Raw genomic sequence first — 23,769 nt, forward strand, 5'->3', positions numbered from 1 at the left:
ATGAAAGATAGGAAGAAGGTGTATATCATCAAGATAGATCGATTAATCGGAATTATTACAATATTACTCCAAAAGGAGAAAGTTACTGCACCTTTCCTTGCAGAGAAATTTGAGGTGTCACGAAGAACAATTAGCCGAGATATTGAAGATATTTGCAAGGCTGGAATTCCTGTAGTTACTGCACAGGGGTATGATGGGGGTATATCCATTGCAGAGGGATATAGGATTGATAAGACAATATTCACTATAGATGAAGTACAAGCCATATTTATTGGACTAAAAAGTCTTGACAGTATATCTCAGATTTCATATACTGACCGTCTTGTTCATAAGTTTTCATCGGAAAAAGATGCTATGCTTTCTTTAACAGATAGTATTTGGGTAGATCTTTCTTCACATTATAAAAATAGTTTGCCAGAAAAGATTGGAAGTATAAAATCTGCAATTAAGGAGCAAATAGTAATCTCATTTCGCTATTTTTACAGCAAAGGTGAGGTGGACAAGTCCATCGAGCCATATTTACTTGTGTTCAAATGGTCATCTTGGTATATATTCGGATACTGCTTAGAGAAAAAGGATTTCAGACTATTTAAATTAAACCGACTGTGGAATTTATGTCATACTGAACAATATTTTCTTAAAAGAGAATTACTCCAGGAAAGAACGGAGTTTGACCGATATTTTAAAGAAGAAATAAAGCTTGTTGCTGTGTTTGATGAAAGGGTTAAATATCGTTTAATTGAAGAATACGGTGTAGACAGTTTTACCCAAATAGACAGTGGAAAATTGTTGTTTAAGATGGGGTTCGTAAACAGAGAGAACATGCTGAACTGGATTTTGAGCTTCGGTGATACGGTTCAAGTTATTGAACCCAAAGAGATATGCTCCGAATTAAAAATTCAAGCGATGAATATCCTGAAAAAATATAAATAGAACATGACAACCAGTTGTCATGTTCTATTCGATAGAATGGTTAAAAAAGATAAAGGAGCAGAAAGATGATTGAGTCAAGATGTGGTATTTTATGCAGTACATGTGAGTATAGGGAGCAGATGAATTGTAAAGGATGTGTTAGCATTGAAAAACCTTTTTGGGGAAAAAGCTGTCCTGTAAAGGATTGTTGTGAAAGTCAGCAGTTTCTACATTGCGGTACTTGTAGTAATTTTCCTTGTAAAGTATTAAATCAATTTGCCTATGATGAAAAACAAGGTGATAATGGGAAACGTATTGAACAGTGTAAAAAATGGTGTTCAAGGTAAAGGAGTATATATATGGCGTCAACACTTGACTTTGTAGAGTATGTATGTGAGCAAATTAGTGGTGCTGGTAACATTACGTATAAGAAGATGTTTGGTGAATATGGAATCTACTGTAACGGGAAAATTATAGGTCTTATATGTGATAATCAATTTTTTGTAAAGAAAACAGTGGCAGGAGCAGCTTTATTGAGTACAGAAGAAGCATCACCTTACACAGGGGCAAAACCTCATTTTGTTATTGATTCTTTAGACGATAGAGTGTGTTTGAGAGAATTTATTATGAAAACTTGTGAAGAGTTGCCTATGCCGAAGCCTAAGAAGAAGAAGTTATAGGTATACAGGGGATAGGTTCATTGTACCAATGAAGACGAGGGAACAGGTTGTTTGTCCCTATTTTGAATTTAAAATCGTGGGTTTGTTTAGTCAAGCATTGACCCCACCAAGTAATATAAATAATTCTTCTACACAGGAAACAGATCATTATCTTTTAAATGCTTCGTGTATGTAAATGGACTCATCAATAATGATTGTACTATAATGAGATAGCTTTAATTGCGCACTCTTTTTTATTGTAGCCTATAAATATCAATTTTGATAATTGTAGGCTACAGTGTTATGGACTGTTTCATGTTCTGATTGATAAATACTGAGAGTTTTCAACTTTAAATTTCCTCAGTTAATTTAAAGTAATCTGTTAATTTCACATCAATTTTTTTATAGGTATTATATGAAACATCGATGATATCATCTATTTGATCTTCTCTTAATTTCATAAAACGATACATATTCCGTATTTTATATTCACATAGTTCATCCAGTGTCATATCAAAATAATTCTCCACATATTTCACCACTAGCCCCATGGTAAGTGCTGCATTTGCAACACGAATCAATTTCACTTCATTTGGAGTAATATTTAAATTATAAGTATTGACGTGTAGCTTATAAAAAAATTCGATAACCTTTGTATTCTCATCTATTAAAAAATTTTCTTTGCATATTTCATAATAGAATCTTTTATAGCGTTCATCACTTAAAAGTAAATTAATAAAAATCCAGTTTTCAACAGCTGTTGCATATTTTAATTCATAATTATGAAATTTTTCACTCATTATTCTCTTCACGAAATCTTTCACTTCAATAAGAAAATAAGTATAAATAATGGAAGCAATATTTTTTTTGCTTTTATAATGATAATGAATTAATCCTAAATTCACATCAGCTTCTTCGCAAATTCTTTTACAGGAAGTATTGATATATCCATCTTCTACAAATAATTTTTTTGAAACAAATAAAATTTTATGTTTTGTATCCATTCCTTTTCTATACTGTGCCATTTAAAAACCTCCTTACTTAAAAAAGTATAACACATTTTTCTTGCTTATAACAAAAAACATTGCATTAAGGGAAAAAATGTAATATTATATAGATATAAATTTATATATATATAATATTTAGAAATGGTTTTAATCATCATGTAAAAGATGTGCTTTGCACAAGCCTTTACAATTAATTAAGAAGGGGGAAAATACATGGCAGATATCAAACAACTCCAAAAGGACAGACAACAGCTATTTACAGATTTATATGAAGGGAGAATACCTAAAAGAGTACCTATTATGTACAATATAGGTTGGGAAGCAGCTATACAATTGGCAGGTCATGATTTAAAACAAGCACAATGGGATAATAGTATTGTTTATGATGTATATGATAAAGCTTGTTCAAGACTCTATGGAGATTTAGCACCTGTAGCAATGACTCTTCGAAACCCCATGCATTATCAAATGCTGGGAGCTAAAGCCATTATTATGTCTAGTTCGGGACAAATGCAGCATCCTGAGATTGCATGCTTAGAACCATCAGAATATGATGAATTTATTCAAGATCCTTATAAAATGATGGTGGATAAATTATTGCCAAGGTTATATAAGGCATTAGACGTATCTTCAGGGCAAAAAGCTCTTACTTTAGGGAAAGCATTTAAAGCATATAATGATGAAAACGTTTTCTATGGTGCGACAATAGGCAAAATAGTTGAAAAGTACGGTTATGCCACCATAGTTACTCATGGTTTCGGAGAGGCACCCTTTGACTTTTTGGCTGACTTTTTACGTTCCTTTTCAGGAATTAATATGGACGTGAGGAGAATGCCTGATAAAGTTGTAGAAGCCTGTGAAGCTATTACTCCACACATGATTAAATTATTAGTACATATGAATCCAAATCCATCTATTTTAAAGAAAGGATTTATACCATTACATATGGCACCTTACTTAAATAATAAACAGTTTGAAAAATTCTATTGGCCAACCTTCAAAAAAGTTGTTGAAGCCATGGTTGAAGCTGGTCAAGGTGTAGATTTATTTGTAGAGCATGACTGGATGCGATTTATTGATTACCTTGCGGACCTTCCTGGTAGGATTCGGATGAGATTTGAATATGGTGATCCTAAAATCATTAAGGAAAAACTTCAGGGAAAACATATTATATCAGGATTATATCCATTAACATTGCTTAAAACTGCTACGAAAGAGGAATGTATTGACAAAGCTAAGGAACTAATAGATATCCTAGCACCCGGTGGAGGATATATGTTTGAATTTGATAAGTCTGCTTTAAGTATGGATGATGTCAATATAGATAACTTAATTGCAGTAACCGAGTATGTTAGAGATCACGCAATCTATTAAGGAGGGAAAAAGATGAATATAAAATCAGAATATTATCAAACGTGGGAAGAGTATAAGGAAGAGAATCCTATCGTCAGTGATGAGGGTTTAAAGGCTGACAAGATACAGAATTATGAAGAGCTTATGTACAAATTTATATTCGCACTCTTTCTATAGAATTCACTTTTCAGAGAAAATGAATAGTTGCTTTATTCAATAGCCAATCGTCGCTAAGGTCATCATTTCTCTAATGATAGATAAGTGATGCTAAGCTATTGAATAAAGTTTGAGGAAATATTAAATTGCAAAGTTTTCATCTGAATTTCTATGATTTTCTATTATACAGCTTAGTTATTTGCAGAAAACTTAGGTATTTAACAAAAAAATTTTATATTAAATACTTATAAAATCATAAGGGGGAAATCGTGATATGTCTAAGTGGGATCATTTAACGAAAGCAGTAGGGGAATTAGAAGAAAAAAAAGTAATGAAAATACTTGATAAATTTATAAGTACGAATCCAACAGATAAGGAAGTCCAAGAAGTAATCAATACATGTCATAAAGGAATGGTTATGGTAGGAGATATTTTTGAAAAAGGAGATTATTTTGTTGGAGATTTAATTTTCTCGGGAGAATTACTTGCTGAAGCGATTGATATATTAAAACCAGCTTTAAGAAATTGTGACTCTATCAAAAAAGGAAAAATTGTTATAGGTACTGTTCATGGAGATTTACATGATATCGGGAAAAATATATTTAAGAGTATGGCGGTTGCTGCTGGATTTGAAGTATATGATATAGGTATAGATCAACCAGTAAGTGCTTTTGTAAATAAAGTAAAGGAAGTACAACCAGACATTGTTGGTATGAGTGGTGTTTTGACATTGGCCTTAGAGGCTATGAAGGATACTGTTGATGGCTTAAAGGAAGCGGGCTTAAGGGATGATGTAAAAGTTATCATGGGTGGTAATCCAGTGACAAAAGAAGCTTGTAAGTATATCGGAGGAGATGCGTATACTACAAACGCAGCTGAAGGAGTTAAAATGTGCCAAAGTTGGGTTGGATAATACTGTTTTCAGCTAATACTTTTATAGCTTTAAGCACAGTGTTATAAAAAAAATTCAGATTATTACAAAAATTAAAAACTATAACATGTATGATGTAAATAAATATTTAAAGGGGGATATTATGGAAAATATAAGTAAGTCTTCAAGCAAATCTTTAAGAAAATCCATCATCAATCTCTATGGGTTACCATCCTTTGGTTTTCAATTATTTGTAAACATGGAAGTGTTCTATTTTGCTGCGTTTTTAACAGATTTTGCAATGATTCCTGTAGCCTTAGCTGGAACAATTTTGATGGTTACAAGTATTTTTGACATTATATGGGTACCCACTGCAGGAGTTATATTAGAAAAGAGTAACTTGAAATTTGGTGGTAAGTATCGATCATGGTTATTGGTAGGGCCTCCCTTTGCTGTATTATTTTTCATTTTTCAATTTATAAAAATAGGTCCGGAAAATGTTAATGCAATTATCATCATGGTTGGTTTTATTGTCAGTCACTTGATTTGGAATATTTATTATGCAGCACATATTGCTATGAATAATTCTATGACTACCATAAGAGAAGAAAGAATATCTATGGCATCAAATCGAGGTATGTTTAATGCATTAGGAGCAATTGGATTCTCACTGATTGGTTTTAAAATGGCTACTATTATAGGAGCGCGTTTGGGTAATCAAGCTATTGGCTTTACTCTTACAGTAGTATTTACAGGAATTATTATGATTCTTTGTAACTTGTCTTTGTTTGCTATAACAAAAGATTATGCACATCATGGAGAGACTAAGAAATCAGTTAAAGAAGAAGAGAAAATGTCTATTGGTGAAATGTTAAAGCAAATTGTTGTCAATCCACCATTGATTGGACTTATGTTGGCTGAGTTAGGAAGGTACCTGGGAAGATTCGTAATTTTTGGGTTAGCATTTTATTACTTTAAATATGTTGTTGAAAATATAGCAATGATAACAATATTTATGACAGGATTGAATGTAGTCTGTTTCTTTGGAGCTATGCTTACGGCACCTCTCGCTAAAAAATTTGGTGAAAGAAATACATACATTTTATCTCTAGCTTTGTTTATCATCGGATTAATAGCTGTTTGGGTATTACCAATGAATTACTTGTCATTCATGATCATCATGTTTGTAGCATATTTAGGTTATGGGATGCCTGATGCTTTAGGAGTAGCCATGTATTCTGCTACTGTAGACTATGGTGAATGGAAGACTGGAAAAAATGCCCGTGGATTTATCATGTCTTTAATTAGTTTTCCCATAAAAACGGCAATTTTTGTAAGAAGTATAGTAATAACAGCTGTATTAACTTCTGCCGGTTATGTTGCAGATATGACAGCAACACCTGAGTTGATACAAGGAATTAAAAATGGTATTGCATTAGTTCCTGCTATATTTATTGGTGTAGGATTAGTAATTATCGTGATGCTGTATAAAATCACACCAGAAAGTTTAAAGAAGATGCAAGAAGAAATTGCTGCTCGTAAATAATGAAAACTTGTATATTAAAATAATGATGAAGGTGCAATAAAATACTATATGTTTATATGCGCCTTCTATTATATTGATGGAGGGGCCTATATGAAAAAAGTACAAGTGATTGGTTTACTGTTAGCAATTACTATTTTAATTGGTATGAACTTTATTCCAACTGGTAATATATTAACTGAAGCAGGGAGAAATACCTTAGGGATTCTTATTGCTATATTGATATTATTAATAACAGAACCCATACCTATAGGGGTGACCTGTATACTTGGTATTGGGTTATTGGTTCTTTTTAAGGCTGTATCTGGCATTCCTGAAGCGCTAAATGGTTATACGAATCCTATTGTTTTCTTTGTCTTAGTATCCTTTGGGATTTCTGCCGCCATAACAAAAGTTCCATTATCTAAGCGTCTGCTGGTGAAAATCATGTCCTTTTTTGGGAAAGATGTCAAAATGATTTTGTTGTCCATTATGATTTGTGCTGCTTTGATATCATCTATTGTGTCTAATGTAGCAACTACAGCGATATTTATCACCATTACTCTTCAGTTCTTGAATATTTACAAGGATGAATCAGAAAGAAAGAGTACAGGAAAATCATTTATGATTGGATTACCAGTTGCAAGCATGATAGGTGGAATGATCACACCTGCTGGTTCATCATTAAATTTAATGAGCATAAATTTATTGGAACAATTAACTGGTATAAAAATCACTTTTGTACAGTGGATGGTTTGTGGGATACCAATAGTCACTATTATGCTCCCTTTGGCTTGGCTTATTATTATTAAGGTATATCCTCCAGTAGAATTATCTTCGGAAGATATTCGTAAATACATAGAAACACTGTATGTACCATCTAGACTAAATTTCAGCGAAAGATATGTATTGTCTTTAGTGAGCATTATGTTTGCATTATGGGTTCTAAGCTCTTGGATACCAGCCTTCAATATAACATTAGTAGCGATAGTTGGTTTCTCTTTTCTTTTCCTACCTAAGATTTCCATATTAACATGGCAAGAATTTTTAGATAGTGTCAGTTGGGCAGCTTTCTTTTTAGTAGGTACAATCATATCAATTGGGAATTCTTTGGTTGCTAATGGGGTGAGCAATTGGATTGCAGCTACAATATTTCCTGATACTATTCATTTCCCTATATATGGGATGGTTTTTGTTGTAGGTGTGGCAGTATTTTTTATGCTAATATTTGTTCCTGTAGCACCTGCATTAATATCTATGTTAGTAGCTCCCCTCATTGATTTAGCAGGAGCCGCTAATATCAGCCCAGTTTTGATGATTATGACATTAGGACTATGTGTGGCCAACTGTTATTTACTTCCACTGGATACTGTGCCCCTTTTAACCTATATGACAGGGTATTACAAGATAAGTGAAATGTCCAGATCTACAGGTTTAATACAAGTATGTATGGTTATGATAGTAACAATCTGGCTTCCTATAGCTTTATCCATCTTGGGAATATTATAAATGTAGGGACGAGGGGGGCATGTGATTTGTCCCACTGATGTTGTGGATTTTACCTGCTACGCCTCGCCTCCACCAGTGAAACCCTCGACCGTATTGAGTCAATTGACTTGATACGGTCTTTTGTTTATGCTCAAAGTTTAGTATGACTGCTAAGAAGTTTATCATAAATAGTATTCACATGTGAACATCATCAAACAAGATGTATTATATAGACTATTGTCGACCTTGACTTATGACTGTCTATTAATCTCAAAATTCCTTAGAGGATAATTCAAAATCATTTTTAACGAAAGCTTAAGACTACCTTAAATTTTTGTATAGAAAAAAATAATATAATTATTCAATAGTCTAGACAACTCAAAAAATATTGCATTTACAACAATATTAACGTATAATATTGTTGTAAATGCAATAAAATTCAATGTTTAATATTTTAAAATGGGGTGATGGAGTGAAAGAAATTTTGAGAGAAGTTGGCATGATTGCAAGATGTTTTGAATCTATAAGCAATATTGAATTCAAAGAGTTTAAACTTGCTAGAGGGCAATATTTATATCTTGTGAGGATATGTGAAAACCCAGGAATAATTCAAGAAAGAATTGCAGAAATGTTAAAAGTAGATAGAACTACTGCATCGCGTTCAATAAAAAATCTCGTATCCAGTGGATTAATTGAAAAATTGATTGATTGTGATAATAAGAAAATATTAAAGCTTTATCCAACAGAAAAAGGAAAGAGGCTTTATCCATTTTTAAAAAGAGAGGAGGAATACTCCAACAAGATGGCTCTTAATGGGCTTACCCAAGAAGAGCAAGAGACTATTTTAAAATTGCTTTATAAAATAAGAAAAAATATTGAAACTGATTGGGAAATAGTCAAAAAAGGCGGTAAAAGAAAGTACTTGAGTGAACGAAATATTAACTTATAGAAGTTTATTCTTATTTGAAGTTTGAAAGGAGTGTTTATACGTGAATACGATAGAATTAATCGAGTTTGAAGAAAAATACCATAATGATTTTAAGAGACTTTCTTATGAATGGCTCGAGAAGTATGTTTCAGTAGAACCTGAAGATGAAAGAATTCTAAGTAATCCTAAAGAAGTAATTATAGATAAAGGTGGAAGTGTTTTCTTAGCTAAATATGGTGAGGAAATAGTAGGGACTGTATCACTGATAAGGGTGAATGATACTACATTTGAAATAGCAAAGCTTGCAGTAACAGAAAAATATCAAGGTTTAGGAATAGGAAAAAAGTTAATGGAACATTGCTTATATGTTTCTAGGCAAAAGAACACTAGGAAAATAATCCTTTATACAAATCATAAACTAAATTCAGCAATAGCACTCTACAAAAAATTTAATTTTATTGAAGTGCCGATTATTAACAACAAATACATAGAATCTGACTTAAAAATGGAATTATATTTATAAAACTAAAGGGACATCGGCAAAGGGTATTTTATCTCACTGATGTCGTGGATTTCATCCACCACGCCTCCACCAATTAAATCATTGACCGTACTGTAAAAGCATAATCTTGCCATAACGTTAAATAGATATAAACTTTCAGAGTAAGGTAAGTAATATAAGATACTACCTACTCTGTTTTTTTATTATTTAAATGAATAAACCGAGACTAAATGATTGATGAAAATAATATAAATAAGGAAAAGAGAGCTACTTTGACTGAGGTTTTCTTAGATGAGTAATATATATAAGGATCATGGTATATATTACTCATTTAGACTTACCTATCAAAGGATAACATAGCAAGACTGTACTATACATAGAGTTGTAGAATTTATGATCCTATGTATTAATTTGTGGTAATTTATTGTTGTATAATTTTATATTACCTATGGTAAGCACTACAATCTATTTTAGGTAATAATTAAAGATCAATATAGCAATAGTTAATTTAAAATGCGATTATTATAACTAATTGATTGAAATTAATGAATAATAGTTACAAATAGTCAAGTTAGTGATAACATATTGATTAGGGAGGGATAACATGGATAGTTTAGATAAAGAGATAATAAAAATACTTCTACAGGACGGTAGACAAACCCATAAACAAATTGCAGAAAAGCTATGCTTATCTAGACCAGCTGTTCACCAAAGAATAAAAAAGTTGGAAGAAAAAGAAATAATAAAGAAATATACAACCCTAATAAACTGGAACAAACTTGGTTACGATATACAGTGTTTAATTTATGTGAAAATAAATTCATCAAGTTTTAATTTATTTGTAGAAGAAGTTGGTAATATTCATCTAACAGATGTATTTATTGAACACATATATAGATTATCTGGCGAATGGTGCATGATGTTAAAGATTAGAAGCAATAGTACCATAAACGTAACAAAATTTATTGATGAACTATGGAAAATAAAAGGAATAAAAGAAACGACCACTAATTTTCTTTTATCAACAATAATAGAATGTGGAGTAAAAGAAGACTATATTTAGGAGGTAATATACTATGTCAAGAATTGAATTTTCTAAGATAGGGACGACTCCATTTCAGAAACTATTAGGACATAATAAACTAATATTAGCTAATTGGGAAGAACTTGCTGAAACATTATCCCAACAGGGTAAATTGAATAGTGAATTAAAAGAACAAATTAGAAGAAGCTTAGCTTACAAAAATCAATGTAGCTACTGAATGTCCAAAGGGGAACCTAAAGACACCTATGAAGATGTAAGGGAGTCTTTGGCTGTAAACTTCGCTCTGCTGGTAGCAGAAGACCCACATGAAATAGATGATCAAACTATAAATATAATGAAAGAAAAATTTTCAGATGCAGAATTATCAGAACTATGTGCTTTTGTTTGTTTTATAATAGCATCTCAATTATTTGGTAAAATATTAGGTCTTGAAGCATAGGTTAAAGATACTGTAGATCCTTGTTTAATATCTGCCAAACTTTCAATTTCATTAGAATACAATCCCATTGGGTTTAGGTTTACTCTTCCCAACGCTACTAAATCAATATTATGTTCATTAGCGAAGTTCTCCATGTAGGGTAAATGTTGAAACAAATTGGCATCAGTACTGCCTTCACCCAAAGAAAGGTTAGGTGTTACAAAATCAGAGAATTCAACAATTTCAAGTTTAATACCATGTTCAGCTAATTTCGGTCTTGCAAATTCTAATAAATCGACGTGGGGGGACTGGAGTAGCAGCAACTCTTAAAATCTGTACATCTTCTGCTTTTGTACAAGCAGTTAAAAATAATCCTAAAATCATAATGAAAGTTAATATTTTTAATGTTATTTTTTTTATTATAAAAACGAATATGCTTTTGAGCACCATTAAAAAAGAATAGAAGCTTTGTAAATAATATATATTTAATACCAAAATACTATAAGAATAAATTTAGCTTATGTGGCCCAAATAATGTTAAAATAGAAGTAGGATGGTAGATAGAAAAGGTAGGAGGGAAGTATGGATATATTTACGATAGGACATTCAAATTATTCGATAGATAGGCTGCTAGATATGCTAAAACTATACAATATAAATTGTATAGTGGACATTAGAGGAACACCCTATTCTAAGTATAATGTCCAATACAATAAAGAAACTATTTCCCAAATACTTACTGACAATGGATACATATATATTTATATGGGAAAGGAATTTGCAGTCCAAAGAGTAGATAAAAGTCTATATACGGGAGAAGGATATGCGGACTTTGAAAAAGTCATATATGACAAAGATTTCTTAAAAGGGATAGAGCGTTTAAAAGTTGGTTGTAATAAGGGATTTAGAATTGCCTTAATGGGAGCAAAGCAAGATCCAATGAACTGTCACAGATGCATTTTGTTGGGAAGGGAATTGAGGGAACAAGGATTTAATGTAAAACACATATTAGATGATTATACACTAGCATCTCAAAAAGAAATGGAAAAAAGGCTTTTAAAAAAGTACTATGGTGAAGGAAATCAGGTAACCTTCGATAGTTATATGGGAACAGATTCATCAGAAGAAGATCTGATTAGAGAGTGCTATAGAAAAAGAAATAAAGAGATTGGGTATAGAGTTGAGAGAATTAAAGGTTAATTGTTAGAAGTTTAAAACGATATATCGAAAGCCAAGGCGAAAAGATATGAACAAAGCCTATAAATATCGAATATATCCTAATAAAGAATAAAAAGAACCCATCAAGAAGACTTTTGGATGTGGACGGTTTATCTACAATCAAATGCTTGAGACTGAATGTACTGCTACGCCTTATGAATCAAATGACTTAAATATTTCATGATTATGTGCCAATACTAGATTTGCTGTAAAATGGGATGAAAATGAACTTGGTGTTGGTATGCCTTATCATCTGTTAAAGAGGCGACCGGCAGGAAAGGTTCGATTCAAAAGAGTCGCCTGAGTCCGTAGTAGGTAAATTGGCAAAAAAATCAAACCTCTTAAGGTTTGATTTTTTAACTCTCTAAAGCCCCGCACGGCTTACAATCGTTTCTCCTACATCTTCTGCAGTTTTAAATGGGAAATCATCTGCTTTAAGTAGTTTACCAGCGTCACCAGCTGTGACTTTTAGGTCACCTGCCTGACATGTTGTATCTGCACCCAATGGAAATGCTGCCAGCAGTTCATCAGGAGAGCTGATTGGAAAATCAGCATTTTTTAATGCTCCAATAATTTGAGATTTAATAGTTTCACGTACATCCATAAATATTCACTTCCTTTCAATTTATTTATGTACATATTAACATATCTAAATTTTTGTTTCTGTAAAGTATTTTACAAAAATAATAAATTTTTTACAAATTTCTAATCTTACCTTTAATCAAGGATTCATCTTTAATAATATAATGCCTTTTAGAAACAAAGATTTTACCTTCCTTCCTCAATGCCTTTATAGTATTGGTTACCATTACCCTTGAAGCATTTATAAGATGTGCAATATCCTCATGACTTAAGTATATGTCGAGTTTGATACCTTCTGGCGTAATGCTTCCATATTTTCTTCCCAAACGTATAAGCGTATTTAAAACTCTGTTTTTCACATCACAAAAAGCCATATTAGCCATTGTATCAGTATAGTTATTAAGCTTATCTGTTAGTGATTTGATGATTTTAATTGAAATATCAGGGTTTATAAGAAGCTTGGAAAAATCACTTTTAAAGCACCTACAAACAAAAGCATCTTCTATAGCTTTAGCACTGAAAGTATGACACATATCATCAAAAATTGTATTTTCTCCAATGATATCACCTTCCTCGAGAATATCAAGGATAATTTTCTTGCCCTCTTCAGAAACTTTAAAAAGAAGTATACGTCCTGAACGTATGAGATATATAGTATCAGATTTTTCACCTTCAGAGAATACTATCTCACCTTTTAAGTAGCTTCTTCCTTGTGCAAGTTTTACAATCTTTTGCTTTTCTATATCATCAAGGGCTTGAAACAAATCCATGTCTTTCATGCATTTTATACTTTTTTTCATATTCTTTTCTACCCCTTTTTAAAATAATTAGTACGTATGCTCATATTCAATTATATTTTACTTATACTATTTTTTCAAATGTATTAAAGTCCTTCTTCTTTATATTCAAATTTCACATTAAATCTATATTTTTAGAAATTACTATAGATAACCAATTTTAAACTTTAATTTTGATATACACGGTCTACAGTTTCGCCCAAAACTAAGGGCTGCAAATGTAGCCCTTAGTATATCAAAATTTCACCTTGTATAAGCGACTGACATGAAATCATAGATTTCAGTCATCTGCTTAAGTTCTGTAGTTGGTTACCCATAATATTAAAAGATTTGATGCATAAATAATTGGGAAAAAATCAAATTCAATCAATTGACATAAGATTCTACTAATGATATAATCATAAATAATCAAATACGATCAAAAACATTCAAAGATAATCATACAAAAGCATATAAAACTATTCCCAAATAATCATTTTAGGGAGGGATGAAAATGTTTGCGGAGGAACGAAAAGCAAAAATACTAGAAATACTAAATACAAGTTATAGGATTCAAGTAAATGATTTGACGGAGGCGCTACAGGTATCGGAATCTACTATACGAAGAGACTTACAGGATTTAGAACAGGAGGGATTACTAAAAAGAACTCATGGAGGAGCAGTGAAACTGGAGAATACAAGTTTTGAGCCTACCATGAACGAAAAAGAACTGACGAATATAGAGGAGAAAATTGAAATTGGCAAAAAAGCTGCCGCCTTTATAGAGGATAATGATACTGTTATTTTAGATGCGGGAACTACTACACTTCAAATAGCAAAAAATATACAGGCTAGAAATGTTACAGTACTAACTAACTCAATGTTAATAGCATTAGAATTGTTAAATAATAAAGAAGTGGAAGTAATAATAGCAGGAGGTTATGCTCGTAGGGAAATCGTTTCGATTGTAGGGCCCATAACAGATAAGATTATCCAGAGTTTGCGAGTGGATAAGGCCTTTATTGGTACTAATGGCATTACTATTGAGGATGGATGTACTACACCTAATGTTGATGAAGCCCATACAAAAAGCATTATGATTCAATCAGCGAAGGAAATATATATTGTAGCTGATCATAGCAAGTTTGGGACAGTATCCTTTGCAAGAATTGCTAGGCTAGATGAAATTGATGGCATCATTACAGATGAAGAAATTGATCAAAATATCTTAGAGAAATATCAGTCTAAAAATATACAGATTATCTACACTTAAGGAGGACAATATGATTACAACTGTAACGCTGAATCCCGCAGTTGATAAAACATTGGAGATTCATGGCTTTAAACCGGGAGTAGTGAACAGAATACAAGATTCTAGAGTAGAAGCGGGGGGAAAAGGAATCAATGTCTCTAAAGTGGTAAAATCTTTAGGGGCAAATACCTTAACCACTGGATTTGTAGGTGGCGAAAGTGGAAAATGGATAAATCAATGTCTCGAGGATGAGGGAATACAAACAGATTTTGTATGGATTAATCAAGAGACTAGAACCAATATAAAAATTGTAGATACTGAAGCAGGTATTATAACTGACATAAATGATAGAGGAAAAAGAATAGAAGAAGTATATTTAAGAGAACTGTATTACAAAATAAAGCAGTGGGCGAAAATAAGCAAAGTAATGGTTTTTGCAGGAAGCATTCCAGAGGGTCTGCCAAATACAATATATAATGATTTGATTCAGATTGCTAGGAATCAAGGATGTAAAACAATACTGGACGCCGAAGGAGATCGATTACTACAAGGCATCGATGCTAAGCCATATATGATAAAACCTAATATTCATGAATTACAAAGCTCGTTAAAAGTTAAAATAAATGATGAGAAAGATGTAATTTATTACTGTAAAAGCTTTATTAATAAAGGTATTAACTTTGTAGTGGTGTCGATGGGAGATAAAGGAGCGTTATTGGTTAGTGACAATCAAGTATTAAAGGCAGAAGTCATACCAGTAGAAGTAAAGAGCACAGTAGGAGCAGGGGATTCAATGGTAGGAGCTTTCTCCTATGGTATCATGAAGAATTATCAGTTAAAAGAAACTTTCAAACTAGCAGTAGCAGCAGCGACATTAAGTGTAAGCAAAGGTACTACCTTGCACCAGATTCACGAGATAGAGGAATTCAAAGAACAAGTAGAGATTAAAACACTAAGATAAAAGGAGAGTTATGATGGAAATAAGAGATGTACTAGATTCAAACCTTATGATTTTAGACTTAAAGTCAAAAAGCAAGCAAGAGGTAGTAGAAGAGTTAATTAGTCCACTAGTAAAGGAGGGAATTGTAAAAGACAAAGATAGTTTTTTCAAAACAGTAATGGATAGAGAGGCTCAGTCAACAACCGGGATTGGGATGGGAATTGCTATACCCCATGGAAAGTCAGATGTAGTCACAAAGCCATCAATTGTCTTTGGCAAGTCAAAAAAAGGTATAGATTATGAAGCTTTGGATAATGAACCTAGCTATATATTCTTTCTTATTGCAGTTCCAGAGGGATCAGATAACGAACATTTAAAAGTGTTAGGTCAGCTATCCAGAAAGTTGATGCACGAAGAGATACGTACAAAGCTGATGGAAGCAACAAGTGAAGAGGGAGTAATAGAAGTATTTAATGAATAATTATAGAAAAGGGGGATTTATATGAAATTAGTAGCAATAACTTCTTGTCCTACAGGGATAGCCCATACCTATATGGCAGCAGAAGCATTGGAAAAAGCCGCAAAGAAGAAGGGTATTGATATTAAAGTTGAAACTCAGGGCTCTGTTGGAGTGGAGAATGAACTGACCATGGAGGAGATTCAAAAAGCTCATGCTGTAATTATTGCAGCAGGTGCAACCATTTCAAAGGAACGTTTTGAAGGAAAAGCTATTTTAGAGGTTGGAGTTTCTGAAGCAATAAAGGATGCAGAAGGACTAATTGAACGAGCAACAAAATTAGAAGCCAAGAAACCGGATCTATCAAAGCAAGTAGAGGATATAAAAAAACAAAGAAGTGAAGAAAGAACTGGTGCCTTTAAGCATTTAATGGCAGGAGTGTCTTTTATGTTACCATTGGTAGTAGCAGGAGGATTAATCATTGCCCTATCCTTTATATTTGGTATAGAAGCATTTCAAGAGGAAGGAACCTTGGCAGCTGCTTTAATGCAAATCGGTGAGGGGGCAGCCTTTGGCCTAATGATACCAATATTAGCAGGGTACATTGCCTACTCAATTGCAGACAGACCTGGATTAGCACCTGGATTAATTGGTGGTGCCCTTGCTTCTCAAATTGGTGCGGGATTTATAGGTGGATTAATTGCAGGGCTTATAGCAGGGTATACAGCTGAATTCTTGAAAAAGACAATTAAATTACCAAAGGGACTTGAAGGTCTAAAGCCTATATTGATTTTACCGTTATTATCATCTTTATTTGTTGGATTATTAATGATTTATGTAATAGGTATACCAGTAAAAGGAATCATGGATGTCATGAAAGCATGGCTTCAAGGCTTAAGCGGTACAAATGCATTATTATTAGGAGCTATATTAGGTGCAATGATGGCCTTTGATATGGGTGGTCCGATTAATAAAACAGCATACACCTTTGCGGTAGGTCTTTTAGGTGCTAACGTTTTCGAGCCACAAGCAGCAGTCATGGCAGCAGGTATGACACCACCCTTAGGGCTAGCTTTAGCAACAGTCCTATATAAAAATAAGTTTTCAAAGGGCGAGATTGAAGCAGGTAAAGCAGCTTGGGTCATGGGTCTGGCGTTTATTACTGAAGGTGCTATTCCATTTGCAGCTGCAGACCCAGTTAGAGTAATACCTTCAATTATAGCAGGATCTGCTGTAGCGGGTGCATTATCGATGGTATTTGGAGCAACATTAAGAGCACCTCATGGAGGGCTCTTTGTATTACCGATACCAAATGCTGTAGGAAACCTAGGTGGATATGCAGTAGCAATTATAGTAGGTACTGTAGTAACTGCACTTCTTACGGGATTATTAAAGAAGAAGGTTAATGAGTAATATTAAAAAAATTATAAAAACAGAATAGGGAGCTTCTCTATTCTGTTTTTATCCATACGCAATCAACAATTTATTTAATCAGAAGGGAAGAGAAAACATGATTAGTCAAAAAATTACAGTTAAAAACGTTGCAGGATTACATGCAAGACCAGCTACTTTATTGGTAAAAGAGGCTAGTAAGTACCAAAGTGATATTACGATAGTTAAAAATGATCGGGAAGGAAATGCTAAAAGTATTTTAGGAGTTATGGCTATGGCCGCTAAAAAAGGAGATGAGATAGAGATTAGAGTTGATGGTTCTGATGAAAAGGAAGCTTTAGCAGCAATAATCACTCTGTTTGAGTTTAATTTTGGTGAAGAGTAGGGAGTTGAAGAAATGTTTAAAGGAATTGGTGCCTCATCAGGAATTGCTATAGGAAAAGCATTTGTTTTAGAAAAAGAAATTTTAAATATTCAACGTAATACTATCGAAAATCTTGAAAATGAGAAAGGTAAGCTACAAAAGGCATTAGCGTTATCAAAACAACAAGTTGAAGCTATCCAAAACAAGTCAGATGAAGAACAAAAAAATATTTTAAACGCTCATTTGATGATTTTAGAAGATCCTGAATTGATCAGCAATGTTGAAGAAAAAATTACATCTGAAAAGTTAAATGTTGAAGCAGCTTTAGAGGATGTACTAAATATGTTGGCTTCTATTTTTGAATCTATGGAGGACGAATATATGAAGGAAAGGGCTGCTGATATTCGAGATGTAGGAGAAAGATTGATGATGAATCTGTTTGGGAAAGAGATGTTAAATTTAGCAGAACTAGAAGAAGCAGTAATTATTGTAGCCCATGATATTACACCATCTGATACAGCACAAATGGATAAGGAAAAAGTAATCGGTTTTATTACGGACATTGGAGGAAGAACTTCTCATAGCGCTATCATGGCAAGATCTATGGAAATTCCTGCAATAGTAGGTTTAGGAAGTATAACAGAAAATGTGAAAACTGGAGATTTTCTCATATTTGATGGCAGTGAAGGGATTGTTATGGTGAATCCAAATCAGTCGATGATAGCTGAATATGAGGCGCGAAAAGAAAAAGAAATGGCTGAAAAAAAAGAGTTAAGGAAACTAGTAAATAGTGATACTATTTCTAGGGATGGAAGAAGAGTAGAATTAGGAGCAAATATAGGAAATCCAAAGGATGCTAAAAAATCTAATGAAAATGGAGCAGAAGGAATTGGATTATATCGAACAGAGTTTTTGTATATGGATAGAACAAGTCTTCCTACTGAAGAAGAACAATTTCAAGCCTATAAAGAAGTATTAGAAATTATGGGGGAACGACCTGTAGTTATTAGAACCTTAGATATTGGTGGAGATAAAGAGTTGCCGTATATGAATCTACCAAGAGAAATGAATCCCTTTTTAGGATATCGAGCTATTAGAATTTGTTTAGAAGAAAAAGACATCTTTAAAACCCAGTTAAGAGCGTTATTAAGAGCAAGTATATATGGCAATCTAAAAATTATGTATCCAATGATTTCTTCCTTAGAAGAAATTAGACAAGCCAATGAAGTATTAGAAGAAGTAAAGAGGGATCTCGAGAAAGATAATATAGGCTATTCATCTCATATTGAAGTAGGGATTATGATAGAAATTCCCGCTGCAGCTATTATCTCTGACATGCTGGCGAAGGAAGTAGACTTCTTTAGCATAGGCACCAATGATTTGATTCAATATACAACTGCTGTAGATAGAATGAATGAAAAAATTTCATATTTATACAATCCTTTTAATCCTGCTGTTCTAAGGCTGATAAATATGGTAATTAAGAATGGACATGAAGCAGGGATTTGGGTAGGAATGTGTGGTGAAGTAGCTGGAGATCCACGACTAATTCCTATATTATTAGGAATGGGACTTGATGAATTTAGCATGAGTGCTGGTTCTATACTTCCTGCAAGAAAACAAATTCAAGGTTTATCCTATGAAGAAATGAAAGAAATAGCAGATAAAGTTTTAGAAATGGCTACAGCTGATACTATAGAAAAATTCATAACGCAATATGTATAAAATTAGGTATCCTTCAGCCTAGATAGAAACGTCTTAAAGGATGCCTTGACCTTACTCCCTTCGAACTTGAGTTGATTTATTAATTCTTGTTAGAAGAGAGTTTTTATTTTATCAAGAGGAAAAGTATCGGCTTTAGAAAATTTTCGAAAAATTTTCGCATTAAAATATTGACAACACCGTCACAATATGATAAATTTGTTAAAAATAATCCCTATATTTCATATAGGAATAGTATGAATTAAATTTTGGGAGGGCTTCTGAATGAAAATTAAAATGAATGGTGAAGAAAAACAACTGGAAAAAGAAGTGAATATATTAGAACTCTTAGTAACTCAGAAGGTACAGATGCCGGAAATGGTTTCTGTAGAATTAAATGGAGAGATTGTAGATAGGGATGATTTTGAAAAGACATTGATCAAAGAAAATGATGTTATAGAGTTATTATACTTCATGGGAGGTGGAGGTTTTGGATTTTAACGATCAACAGATAGAAAGGTATTCAAGACATATTATTTTATCAGAAGTAGGTGTTGAAGGGCAGCAAAAACTATTGGATGCAAAGGTCCTTGTTATAGGAACAGGGGGGCTTGGTGCTCCAGCGACTATATTTTTGGCAGCAGCAGGTGTCGGTACTATAGGATTGGTGGACGCTGATAAGGTGGATTTATCTAATTTACAAAGACAGATTATACATCAAACCAAGGATGTTGGTAAGCTAAAGGTAATATCAGGTAAAGAAACCATCAATGAAATGAACCCGGATGTCAATGTAATTACTTATGATACCTTCGCAAATGCTTCAAACATATTAGACATCATTAAAGACCAAGACTATGATTTCATCATTGATGGTACTGATAACTTTTCCGCTAAATTTTTAATAAATGATGCCTGCGTTCTTGCTAAAAAGCCTTTTTCCCATGCTGGAATCATAAGATTTAACGGACAACTGACAACTTATATTCCAGACAATAATACACCTTGCTATAGATGTATATTTAAAGAGGCACCACCAGAAGGAGCTGTTCCCACCTGTAGTCAAGCTGGAGTATTGGGGGTTATGGGTGGCGTTATTGGTACACTTCAGGCTACAGAAGCTATTAAATATATATTAGGGATTGGGGAAAATTTAGCTGGATATTTACTAACCTACGATGCTATCACGATGGAATTTAGAAAAATAAAAATAAAACATAATGCAAAATGCAGTGTATGTGGCAACGATCCTACAATTAAAGAACTAATAGATACAGACTATAAACCACCTGTTTGTGGAATATAAGCAGAGGCAGATAAATAGCACTAAGTATATTACAGTCAGGCATAAAATAACCGAGTCATGGACAGTGGTGTGTCGCGAAGGCAGCGGAGGACCAAAGGGAAAACGATGGAATCGTCCCCGTGGCGTAGCGGATATAACATATATAGTATGACTTAAACAGTCTAAAGAGGTGATAACTAGTGATGGTAAAAATATCGAAAGAAAATTATAACAAAATGGTAAAGCAAGCGAAAGATCAATTTCCATTGGAATGTTGTGGACTATTGGCAGGTATTAAAACAGATGATGAAATTTTAATAAAAAATATATATCCACTTACCAATATTGATCAAAGTAGTGAGCATTTTTCAATGGATCCAAAAGAGCAATTTACTGCTATAAAACAGATGAGAACAGATGGGCATATGTTGGTGGGAAACTATCATTCTCATCCTTATACGTCCTCTAGACCATCAGAGGAAGATAAACGATTGGCATATGATGCTAATATACTTTATGGAATACTATCCTTAGAAGACCAGGAACCAGTACTTAACTTTTTTAAAATAATTTCTAATGAATTAGTAGAAAAGCTTAAATGGGTATTTATCTAATTTATAAGGGGGAAAATGTGATGATAAAAATACCTCAGCAAGTCATAGAAGAAGAAAAAAATTATAGAACTAAAGTGGAAGATTTGAAAAAAGGTGTGATTGAGGCAGAAAGGTTTAAACCCTATAGAGTTTCTATGGGAATATATGAACAAAGAGACAATGATACTTATATGATTAGAACTAGAATTCCATCAGGGGTAATTAGTTTAGAACAGTTTAAAAAAATAAGTGAATTGGCAAAAAAATATTCCCATGGATATGTTCACTTTACAACTAGACAAGACATTCAGTTTCACAAAGTTACGTTAGACGATACCGTCAACATCATGGAAGGACTTTTGGAAACAGGCATTGTTACTAGGGGTACAGGAGGAAATACTGCAAGGAATGTGGGGTGTTCTCCCTTGTCAGGAGTGTCTCAAGATGATGTGTTTGATGTTACGCCTTATGCTTTAGCCACAACGGAGCATGCCCTTAAGGACCCTACAATGCTCAATCTTCCTAGAAAATATAAAATTGCCTATTCAAATTCTCCAGAGGATACAGGAAATGCAACGATTGCTGATTTAGGATTTGTTGCAAAAATACAAAATGGTGAAATGGGTTTTGAAGTATATGGTGCTGGGGGATTAGGAGGAAGTCCTAATGTTTCTATAAAGCTAGAGGATTTTATTCCTGCTTCAGAAGTGCTATATCATGTTGAAGCCATGAAGGAACTATTTGAAGATGAAGGGGATAGAACCAACAAGCATAAGGCCCGTATAAGATATATATTGCAACGGTTAGGAGAAGAAGCATTTAGGACTAGATACCAAGAGACTTTACAAAAGATCAAAATAGAAAGAAGTATAGAGGTCTTTTTTAAGGAGGAAATTCCGACTAAACCGATAAGTAAACCTGAAGAAAACTCTAATCCCCTGGTATTTGAGCAAAAGAACAAAGGATATTACGCCCTATATGTTCATGCTGAAAATGGGAATCTTGAGGTTGAAAATCTGGATAAAGTGATTAATTTCATAGGTGGTTTGGACTATGAACCTTCTATAAGGTTAACCAATACCCAAGGCTTTTTTGTGAGAGATTTACTAGGTAGGGATGCTAAAAGGCTACTAGATATTATAGGTAACTTTACTTCGACATTTGATATTGATAATTCTGTTGCATGTGCTGGTGCTGCCACTTGTAAGTTAGGTCTATGTTTATCACAAAATCTATTGTCCGCTATAAAAAATAGATTTTCAGATGTTGATGAAGCTATAAAACAACAACTTCCAAGAATTTTTATTTCAGGTTGTCAAAACTCTTGTGGTCAACATCAAAAAGGAGAGATCGGACTATATGGTAGAGCTAGAAGAGTTGAGGACGGATTGGTACCTATGTATGTTGTATTATTTGGAGGGGCTGTTGGTGTAGATAAAGCTGTTTTAGGTACTGATTATGGAACGATTCCAGCTAAAAAGATACCAGAACTTTTATATAGATTGGCCAACTTGAAAAAGGCATCTGGGTTAATAGATTTTACCGAATTTGTGGAAAAAGAAAAAGTGGCTATAGATAAGCTTATTGAAGGTTTTTCTACTATAGAATCTGAGATTGAAAATCCTAATCTATATTATGATTTCGGTTCAGAGGAAAAGTTCTCTCTTAAAGGGAGGGGACCAGGTGAATGTAGTGCAGGTGTACTAGATGTTATCAAACTAGATATTTCAAACGCTCAAGCTCATATCAGTGAATTTGAAAAAACAAAAGCGTCTATTAAGCTATATGATGCCAGTGTCTCAGCGGCAAGAGCCCTTTTAATATTGAAAGGTGTTGATACCACCAAAGATAGACTAATTTTCAAGGAATTTGTTGGTCATTTTGTAGATACAGGATATATGAAGAAAGATATAAAAAATCTTATAGAAGATCTTCTTGACTATAAACTTGGTGACATAGATAGTCTAGAAAACCATTATGAAGCGGTAAAACATCTCATTCATAGGGTGAGCCAAATGTATGAATCTCTAAACCCAAAGTTAGAAATCACATTAGCTAAGGAGCAGGAAATTGAAGCGTCTCAAAATACACTTGGAGCGTCTAACGATACATCTTTAAATATAGTGGATCTGAAGGGTGTAAAGTGTCCTATGAATTTCGTGAAGGCAAAAATAGAAATAGCTAAAATTTCATCTAATGAAACCATAGGGTTTTACTTAGACAATGGAGACCCTATAGTAAATGTACCTAAAAGCCTTGAAGCAGAAGGACATGAAATGATAAAAACAGATGATAAGTATGAGGGATATAACCTACTTATTGTCAAGAAAAAGTAGGGAGGATATAGG

28 protein-coding genes and 1 pseudogene are annotated in these 23,769 nt (G+C 33.2%); 25 read left to right on the forward strand and 4 right to left on the reverse strand.

The genetic code is table 11. The features are described 5' to 3' along the window. The first annotated feature begins 18 nt into the window (after positions 1–18). The 3 genes from CHB72_RS20560 (at position 19) to CHB72_RS20570 (ending at position 1,592) form a co-directional block, all read left to right on the forward strand. On the forward strand, positions 19–933 hold the full coding sequence (locus tag CHB72_RS20560; protein WP_330397098.1) for a helix-turn-helix transcriptional regulator: 915 nt from the start codon (positions 19–21) through the stop codon (positions 931–933). A 65-nt stretch (positions 934–998) separates the two neighbouring features. Next, complete coding sequence (locus CHB72_RS20565; RefSeq protein ID WP_089284758.1) at positions 999–1,259, forward strand: DUF3795 domain-containing protein; 261 nt, start codon at positions 999–1,001, stop codon at positions 1,257–1,259. Positions 1,260–1,271: 12 nt separating this feature from the next. Then, positions 1,272–1,592, forward strand: coding sequence for a TfoX/Sxy family protein (locus CHB72_RS20570; RefSeq protein WP_089284759.1), 321 nt, complete (start codon positions 1,272–1,274; stop codon positions 1,590–1,592). 329 nt (positions 1,593–1,921) lie between these two features. On the opposite strand, the gene CHB72_RS20575 is transcribed toward CHB72_RS20570, so the two are convergent. Next, the gene (locus CHB72_RS20575) at positions 1,922–2,596 is read right to left on the reverse strand and encodes a TetR/AcrR family transcriptional regulator (protein ID WP_089284760.1); all 675 of its coding nucleotides are present in this window, start codon (positions 2,594–2,596) and stop codon (positions 1,922–1,924) included. Between the two features lie 195 nt (positions 2,597–2,791). Here CHB72_RS20575 and CHB72_RS20580 point away from each other — a divergent pair, with 195 nt between their 5' ends. The 10 genes from CHB72_RS20580 to CHB72_RS27130 all read left to right on the forward strand — a co-directional run bounded on the left by CHB72_RS20580 (position 2,792) and on the right by CHB72_RS27130 (position 10,882). Further along, on the forward strand, positions 2,792–3,952 hold the full coding sequence (locus CHB72_RS20580; protein WP_089284761.1) for a uroporphyrinogen decarboxylase family protein: 1,161 nt from the start codon (positions 2,792–2,794) through the stop codon (positions 3,950–3,952). Between the two features lie 12 nt (positions 3,953–3,964). Further along, positions 3,965–4,108 (forward strand): hypothetical protein, encoded by a 144-nt coding sequence (locus CHB72_RS26800; RefSeq protein WP_176431513.1) that lies wholly within the window; start codon positions 3,965–3,967, stop codon positions 4,106–4,108. Positions 4,109–4,361: 253 nt separating this feature from the next. Continuing rightward, positions 4,362–5,000 (forward strand): cobalamin B12-binding domain-containing protein, encoded by a 639-nt coding sequence (locus tag CHB72_RS20585; RefSeq protein WP_089284762.1) that lies wholly within the window; start codon positions 4,362–4,364, stop codon positions 4,998–5,000. Between the two features lie 121 nt (positions 5,001–5,121). Beyond that, the gene (locus CHB72_RS20590; RefSeq protein WP_089284763.1) at positions 5,122–6,504 is read left to right on the forward strand and encodes an MFS transporter; all 1,383 of its coding nucleotides are present in this window, start codon (positions 5,122–5,124) and stop codon (positions 6,502–6,504) included. Positions 6,505–6,594: 90 nt separating this feature from the next. Next, positions 6,595–7,989 carry an SLC13 family permease gene (locus CHB72_RS20595; protein ID WP_089284764.1) on the forward strand — a complete coding sequence of 465 codons (1,395 nt, stop codon included), beginning with the start codon at positions 6,595–6,597 and terminating at the stop codon, positions 7,987–7,989. A 451-nt stretch (positions 7,990–8,440) separates the two neighbouring features. Continuing rightward, positions 8,441–8,917: a MarR family winged helix-turn-helix transcriptional regulator gene (locus tag CHB72_RS20600; protein WP_089284765.1), complete on the forward strand. Its 477-nt coding sequence runs from the start codon at positions 8,441–8,443 to the stop codon at positions 8,915–8,917. 40 nt (positions 8,918–8,957) lie between these two features. Next, positions 8,958–9,419 carry a GNAT family N-acetyltransferase gene (locus CHB72_RS20605; protein ID WP_089284766.1) on the forward strand — a complete coding sequence of 154 codons (462 nt, stop codon included), beginning with the start codon at positions 8,958–8,960 and terminating at the stop codon, positions 9,417–9,419. Positions 9,420–10,002: 583 nt separating this feature from the next. Further along, complete coding sequence (locus CHB72_RS20610; RefSeq protein ID WP_089284767.1) at positions 10,003–10,461, forward strand: Lrp/AsnC family transcriptional regulator; 459 nt, start codon at positions 10,003–10,005, stop codon at positions 10,459–10,461. Between the two features lie 13 nt (positions 10,462–10,474). Continuing rightward, positions 10,475–10,660, forward strand: coding sequence for a hypothetical protein (locus CHB72_RS27125; RefSeq protein WP_207652617.1), 186 nt, complete (start codon positions 10,475–10,477; stop codon positions 10,658–10,660). Continuing rightward, positions 10,661–10,882, forward strand: a complete 222-nt coding sequence (locus CHB72_RS27130; RefSeq protein WP_207652618.1) for a hypothetical protein — start codon at positions 10,661–10,663, stop codon at positions 10,880–10,882. It begins immediately after the preceding gene. Here the strand turns inward: CHB72_RS27130 and CHB72_RS20620 are convergent. Continuing rightward, entirely contained in the window at positions 10,846–11,184 is a 339-nt protein-coding gene (locus CHB72_RS20620) for a MetQ/NlpA family ABC transporter substrate-binding protein (RefSeq protein ID WP_089284768.1), read from the reverse strand. The two genes, CHB72_RS27130 and CHB72_RS20620, sit on opposite strands and share 37 nt — an antisense overlap. 259 nt (positions 11,185–11,443) lie before the next feature. On the opposite strand from CHB72_RS20620, the gene CHB72_RS20625 reads away from it, so the two are divergent. Both CHB72_RS20625 and CHB72_RS27530 read left to right on the forward strand, forming a co-directional pair. Next, positions 11,444–12,061 (forward strand): DUF488 domain-containing protein, encoded by a 618-nt coding sequence (locus CHB72_RS20625; RefSeq protein WP_089284769.1) that lies wholly within the window; start codon positions 11,444–11,446, stop codon positions 12,059–12,061. Between the two features lie 46 nt (positions 12,062–12,107). Then, positions 12,108–12,263 (forward strand): annotated as a pseudogene (locus CHB72_RS27530) (helix-turn-helix domain-containing protein). Between the two features lie 180 nt (positions 12,264–12,443). Here CHB72_RS27530 and CHB72_RS20635 read toward each other — a convergent pair. After that, a complete protein-coding gene (locus tag CHB72_RS20635) occupies positions 12,444–12,683 on the reverse strand; it encodes an MTH865 family protein (protein WP_089284770.1) in 240 nt (79 codons plus the stop codon). 91 nt (positions 12,684–12,774) lie between these two features. After that, positions 12,775–13,461: a Crp/Fnr family transcriptional regulator gene (locus CHB72_RS20640; protein WP_089284771.1), complete on the reverse strand. Its 687-nt coding sequence runs from the start codon at positions 13,459–13,461 to the stop codon at positions 12,775–12,777. A 490-nt stretch (positions 13,462–13,951) separates the two neighbouring features. Between CHB72_RS20640 and CHB72_RS20645 the strand changes: the two genes are divergently transcribed. The 10 genes from CHB72_RS20645 to CHB72_RS20690 all read left to right on the forward strand — a co-directional run bounded on the left by CHB72_RS20645 (position 13,952) and on the right by CHB72_RS20690 (position 23,757). Beyond that, positions 13,952–14,710, forward strand: coding sequence for a DeoR/GlpR family DNA-binding transcription regulator (locus CHB72_RS20645; protein ID WP_089284772.1), 759 nt, complete (start codon positions 13,952–13,954; stop codon positions 14,708–14,710). A gap of 10 nt (positions 14,711–14,720) precedes the next feature. Then, the gene (gene pfkB / locus CHB72_RS20650; RefSeq protein WP_089284773.1) at positions 14,721–15,650 is read left to right on the forward strand and encodes a 1-phosphofructokinase; all 930 of its coding nucleotides are present in this window, start codon (positions 14,721–14,723) and stop codon (positions 15,648–15,650) included. Between the two features lie 13 nt (positions 15,651–15,663). Continuing rightward, positions 15,664–16,110: a PTS sugar transporter subunit IIA gene (locus CHB72_RS20655; RefSeq protein WP_089284774.1), complete on the forward strand. Its 447-nt coding sequence runs from the start codon at positions 15,664–15,666 to the stop codon at positions 16,108–16,110. 21 nt (positions 16,111–16,131) lie between these two features. Then, positions 16,132–17,499, forward strand: a complete 1,368-nt coding sequence (locus tag CHB72_RS20660; protein WP_089284775.1) for a PTS fructose transporter subunit IIC — start codon at positions 16,132–16,134, stop codon at positions 17,497–17,499. Positions 17,500–17,596: 97 nt separating this feature from the next. Continuing rightward, positions 17,597–17,863: an HPr family phosphocarrier protein gene (locus CHB72_RS20665; protein ID WP_089284776.1), complete on the forward strand. Its 267-nt coding sequence runs from the start codon at positions 17,597–17,599 to the stop codon at positions 17,861–17,863. 12 nt (positions 17,864–17,875) lie between these two features. Beyond that, entirely contained in the window at positions 17,876–19,567 is a 1,692-nt protein-coding gene (gene ptsP / locus CHB72_RS20670) for a phosphoenolpyruvate--protein phosphotransferase (protein ID WP_089284777.1), read from the forward strand. Positions 19,568–19,828: 261 nt separating this feature from the next. Then, on the forward strand, positions 19,829–20,044 hold the full coding sequence (thiS, locus tag CHB72_RS20675; RefSeq protein WP_089284778.1) for a sulfur carrier protein ThiS: 216 nt from the start codon (positions 19,829–19,831) through the stop codon (positions 20,042–20,044). After that, positions 20,025–20,849 carry a HesA/MoeB/ThiF family protein gene (locus tag CHB72_RS20680; protein ID WP_334293337.1) on the forward strand — a complete coding sequence of 275 codons (825 nt, stop codon included), beginning with the start codon at positions 20,025–20,027 and terminating at the stop codon, positions 20,847–20,849. Before thiS ends, CHB72_RS20680 begins: the two co-directional genes overlap by 20 nt. 182 nt (positions 20,850–21,031) lie before the next feature. Beyond that, entirely contained in the window at positions 21,032–21,442 is a 411-nt protein-coding gene (locus CHB72_RS20685; protein WP_089284780.1) for a M67 family metallopeptidase, read from the forward strand. 20 nt (positions 21,443–21,462) lie between these two features. Beyond that, positions 21,463–23,757 carry a sulfurtransferase TusA family protein gene (locus CHB72_RS20690; protein WP_089284781.1) on the forward strand — a complete coding sequence of 765 codons (2,295 nt, stop codon included), beginning with the start codon at positions 21,463–21,465 and terminating at the stop codon, positions 23,755–23,757. The last annotated feature ends 12 nt before the right edge of the window (positions 23,758–23,769 follow it).

Source organism: Anaerovirgula multivorans (genome assembly GCF_900188145.1).
Taxonomy (GTDB): domain Bacteria; phylum Bacillota; class Clostridia; order Peptostreptococcales; family Natronincolaceae; genus Anaerovirgula; species Anaerovirgula multivorans.

Bases quoted from the DNA above. Each gene is read 5' to 3' on its own strand.
- CHB72_RS20590 (WP_089284763.1), top strand. From the start codon at position 5,122: ATGGAAAATATAAGTAAGTCTTCAAGCAAATCTTTAAGAAAATCCATC.
- CHB72_RS20660 (WP_089284775.1), top strand. From the start codon at position 16,132: ATGAAATTAGTAGCAATAACTTCTTGTCCTACAGGGATAGCCCATACC.
- CHB72_RS20580 (WP_089284761.1), top strand. From the start codon at position 2,792: ATGGCAGATATCAAACAACTCCAAAAGGACAGACAACAGCTATTTACA.
- CHB72_RS20635 (WP_089284770.1), bottom strand. From the start codon at position 12,683: ATGGATGTACGTGAAACTATTAAATCTCAAATTATTGGAGCATTAAAA.
- CHB72_RS20585 (WP_089284762.1), top strand. From the start codon at position 4,362: ATGTCTAAGTGGGATCATTTAACGAAAGCAGTAGGGGAATTAGAAGAA.
- CHB72_RS27130 (WP_207652618.1), top strand. From the start codon at position 10,661: ATGTCCAAAGGGGAACCTAAAGACACCTATGAAGATGTAAGGGAGTCT.
- thiS (WP_089284778.1), top strand. From the start codon at position 19,829: ATGAAAATTAAAATGAATGGTGAAGAAAAACAACTGGAAAAAGAAGTG.
- pfkB (WP_089284773.1), top strand. From the start codon at position 14,721: ATGATTACAACTGTAACGCTGAATCCCGCAGTTGATAAAACATTGGAG.
- CHB72_RS20690 (WP_089284781.1), top strand. From the start codon at position 21,463: ATGATAAAAATACCTCAGCAAGTCATAGAAGAAGAAAAAAATTATAGA.
- CHB72_RS20640 (WP_089284771.1), bottom strand. From the start codon at position 13,461: ATGAAAAAAAGTATAAAATGCATGAAAGACATGGATTTGTTTCAAGCC.
- CHB72_RS20575 (WP_089284760.1), bottom strand. From the start codon at position 2,596: ATGGCACAGTATAGAAAAGGAATGGATACAAAACATAAAATTTTATTT.
- CHB72_RS20595 (WP_089284764.1), top strand. From the start codon at position 6,595: ATGAAAAAAGTACAAGTGATTGGTTTACTGTTAGCAATTACTATTTTA.
- CHB72_RS20570 (WP_089284759.1), top strand. From the start codon at position 1,272: ATGGCGTCAACACTTGACTTTGTAGAGTATGTATGTGAGCAAATTAGT.
- CHB72_RS20565 (WP_089284758.1), top strand. From the start codon at position 999: ATGATTGAGTCAAGATGTGGTATTTTATGCAGTACATGTGAGTATAGG.
- CHB72_RS20625 (WP_089284769.1), top strand. From the start codon at position 11,444: ATGGATATATTTACGATAGGACATTCAAATTATTCGATAGATAGGCTG.
- CHB72_RS20610 (WP_089284767.1), top strand. From the start codon at position 10,003: ATGGATAGTTTAGATAAAGAGATAATAAAAATACTTCTACAGGACGGT.
- CHB72_RS20655 (WP_089284774.1), top strand. From the start codon at position 15,664: ATGGAAATAAGAGATGTACTAGATTCAAACCTTATGATTTTAGACTTA.
- CHB72_RS26800 (WP_176431513.1), top strand. From the start codon at position 3,965: ATGAATATAAAATCAGAATATTATCAAACGTGGGAAGAGTATAAGGAA.
- CHB72_RS20645 (WP_089284772.1), top strand. From the start codon at position 13,952: ATGTTTGCGGAGGAACGAAAAGCAAAAATACTAGAAATACTAAATACA.
- CHB72_RS20685 (WP_089284780.1), top strand. From the start codon at position 21,032: ATGGTAAAAATATCGAAAGAAAATTATAACAAAATGGTAAAGCAAGCG.
- CHB72_RS27125 (WP_207652617.1), top strand. From the start codon at position 10,475: ATGTCAAGAATTGAATTTTCTAAGATAGGGACGACTCCATTTCAGAAA.
- ptsP (WP_089284777.1), top strand. From the start codon at position 17,876: ATGTTTAAAGGAATTGGTGCCTCATCAGGAATTGCTATAGGAAAAGCA.
- CHB72_RS20665 (WP_089284776.1), top strand. From the start codon at position 17,597: ATGATTAGTCAAAAAATTACAGTTAAAAACGTTGCAGGATTACATGCA.